At 70.7% G+C, this 2,268-nt stretch carries 2 protein-coding genes; both read right to left on the reverse strand.

Going from position 1 to position 2,268, the window contains the following annotated elements; translation table 11 throughout:
- Window positions 1–527: beta-ketoacyl synthase N-terminal-like domain-containing protein (locus R6V09_RS51355; protein ID WP_317888283.1), on the reverse strand; the 527-nt coding region annotated here is incomplete at its 3' end.
- Window positions 524–1,774 carry a beta-ketoacyl-[acyl-carrier-protein] synthase family protein gene (locus R6V09_RS51360; RefSeq protein ID WP_442810299.1) on the reverse strand — a complete coding sequence of 417 codons (1,251 nt, stop codon included), beginning with the start codon at window positions 1,772–1,774 and terminating at the stop codon, window positions 524–526. The genes R6V09_RS51360 and R6V09_RS51355, both read right to left, overlap by 4 nt.
- Window positions 1,775–2,268: the final 494 nt, after the last annotated feature.

Here is a 2,268-nt window from a genome sequence, read left to right on the forward strand (position 1 = left end):
ACCTGTCGGCCTGCGGGACGGCCGTCTCCTACGCCGGCCTGCTGGCCGACGAGGGCCGCGCTCGGGCCGCGCATCTTGTTGCGGATGGAGATCTGGCCCGTGTTGACGGCGTAGAACCACGCGAACGACTCGTAGACGCTGACGAATTCCGGGCCGCGGCTCCACAGCTTGTCGAACTCGTTGTGGGTGAAGGCGAAGCCGCCCTGCGCGGTCGAGGTGACCACGCCCATGCTGTAGTCGGCGAGGGTGTCCGCGCCGACGCCCGCGTCCCGCAGCGCCCAGTCGGCGGCGACGAGCGCGAACCGGGTGGAGATGTCGGTCTGCGCGTGCAGCCGGTCGGGCAGATGGTCCTCGACGTGGAAGTCGAGGATCTGCCCGGCGAGGTGGGAGGGGCAGCCGGAGGTGTCGAAGCGCTCCAGCGGGCCGATCCCGTTGCTGCCCGCCAGCACCGACTTCCAATAGGTCTCCGTACCAAGGCCGTTGGGGGCCGTGACACCGATTCCGGTGATGACCGTACGCTCGCTCATTCCGTCACTTCCTCGGGTCGCTGCAGGAGCATCGCGGTCTGGAATCCGCCGAAACCACTGCCGACGGTGAGCACGGTGTCCGTACGGTTCTCGCGCGCGGTGAGCGGCACGTAGTCGAGGTCGCACTCGGGGTCCGCCTGGTGCAGATTGGCCGTCGGGGGCACCACGTTGTGCTCGATGGCGAGGGCGCAGGCGGCGATCTCGATGGAACCGATGGCGCCGAGCGAGTGCCCGACCATCGACTTGATGGAGCTGACCGGGATCCGGTACGCGTGATCGCCGAGGCTGCGTTTGAAGGCGGCGGTCTCGTGCCGGTCGTTCTGCTTGGTGCCCGATCCGTGCGCGTTGACGTAGTCGACGGCGGTGGCGTCCAGGCGCGCTTCGTCGAGCGCCCGGCTGATCGCCTCGGCCATTTCGCGGCCGTCCTTCTTCAGACCGGTCATGTGGTACGCGTTGGAGCGCGTCGCATAGCCGGTGACCTCGGCGTACATGTGCGCGCCCCGGGCCCTGGCGCTCTCGTAGTCCTCCAGGACGAACATCGCCGAGCCCTCCGCGAGGACGAAGCCGTTGCGGGAGTTGTCGAAGGGCCGGGAGGCGTGCTCGGGGTCGTCGTTGTGGGTGGTGGTGGCCTTGATCGCGTCGAAGCAGGCCACCACGATCGGCGAGATGGGGGTGTCCGAGGCGCCGGCGATCATCGTGTCGACGCTGCCCTCACGGATCAGCTGGACGGCGTGGCCGACCGCGTCGAGCCCCGAGGTGCAGCCGTCGGACACCATCGTCACCGGCCCCTCGGCACCCACGGACCAGGCCACCTCGGCCGGCATGATGCCGGGGCTCAGATAGTCGAACATGTGCGGGGACAGATAGGCCGGGTCGACCACCGGCAGCCGCCCGGCGTCCGACATCACCAGGTACTCGCGCTCCAGGCTGGTCGCGGAGGCGACCGCGCTGCCCAGACTGACGCCCAGGCGGTGCGGGTCGCCCGCGGTGAGGTCGAGGCCCGAGTCGGCCACCGCGTCACGGGTGCAGGCGACCGCGAACTGGGTGGCCCGGTCCATGCGGCGTATCTCGCGCGGTGTGAAACCCTCCAGCTCCGCGTCGAAGTCGACCTCGCCGCCCACCTGGGAGCGGAACGGGGAGGGGTCGAAGGAGGAGATCCGCCGGGTCGCCGTACGGCCCGAGGTCAGCAGGTCCCAGAACTCCTTGGTGCCCCGGCCGCCGGGGGTGCGCACACCGATTCCGGTCATCACCACACGCCGGTTCACCGGACACCTGCCGCGCGGACCGGAGCGTAGGAGGCTCCCTGGGTTCGGCCGCGGACTGCCGTGCGGCCTTCGGTCGAGCAGAGCATCTCGTTGCGTTCCTTTCGTCTGCGCCGGGCGGGGATCTCCCACCGCCGACGGGGGAGATCGCCGTTGGCAGGGTCGACGCTGCGGGACCGGGCTCGAAGGGAACTCGAAGGCGGGTGGGGCGAGTTGGGTCCAGCCGTGCTCAAGGGGCGCTCCAGGAGGCCGGACGAGGGTGGGTGACCGCACGGAGTCCACAGCCCGGAGGAGGAACCCCCGATGTCCGACACCTCACCCGCCCGTGCCCCGGTGCGGACGGCACGCGAGGTCGGCGAAGTGGCGGCGACCCATGCCGCGAAGGCCGAACTCGACCGCCGGCTGGGCCCGGAGGCGACGGAGTCGCTCCGGGCCGCCGGCTTCGCCCGCCACTTCGTGCCCGCCCGCTGGGGTGGCTC

Source organism: Streptomyces sp. W16, from assembly GCF_033194735.1.
In the GTDB taxonomy this organism is placed as follows: Bacteria; Actinomycetota; Actinomycetes; order Streptomycetales; family Streptomycetaceae; genus Streptomyces.

Bases quoted from the DNA above. Each gene is read 5' to 3' on its own strand.
- R6V09_RS51360 (WP_442810299.1), bottom strand. From the start codon at position 1,774: ATGACCGGAATCGGTGTGCGCACCCCCGGCGGCCGGGGCACCAAGGAG.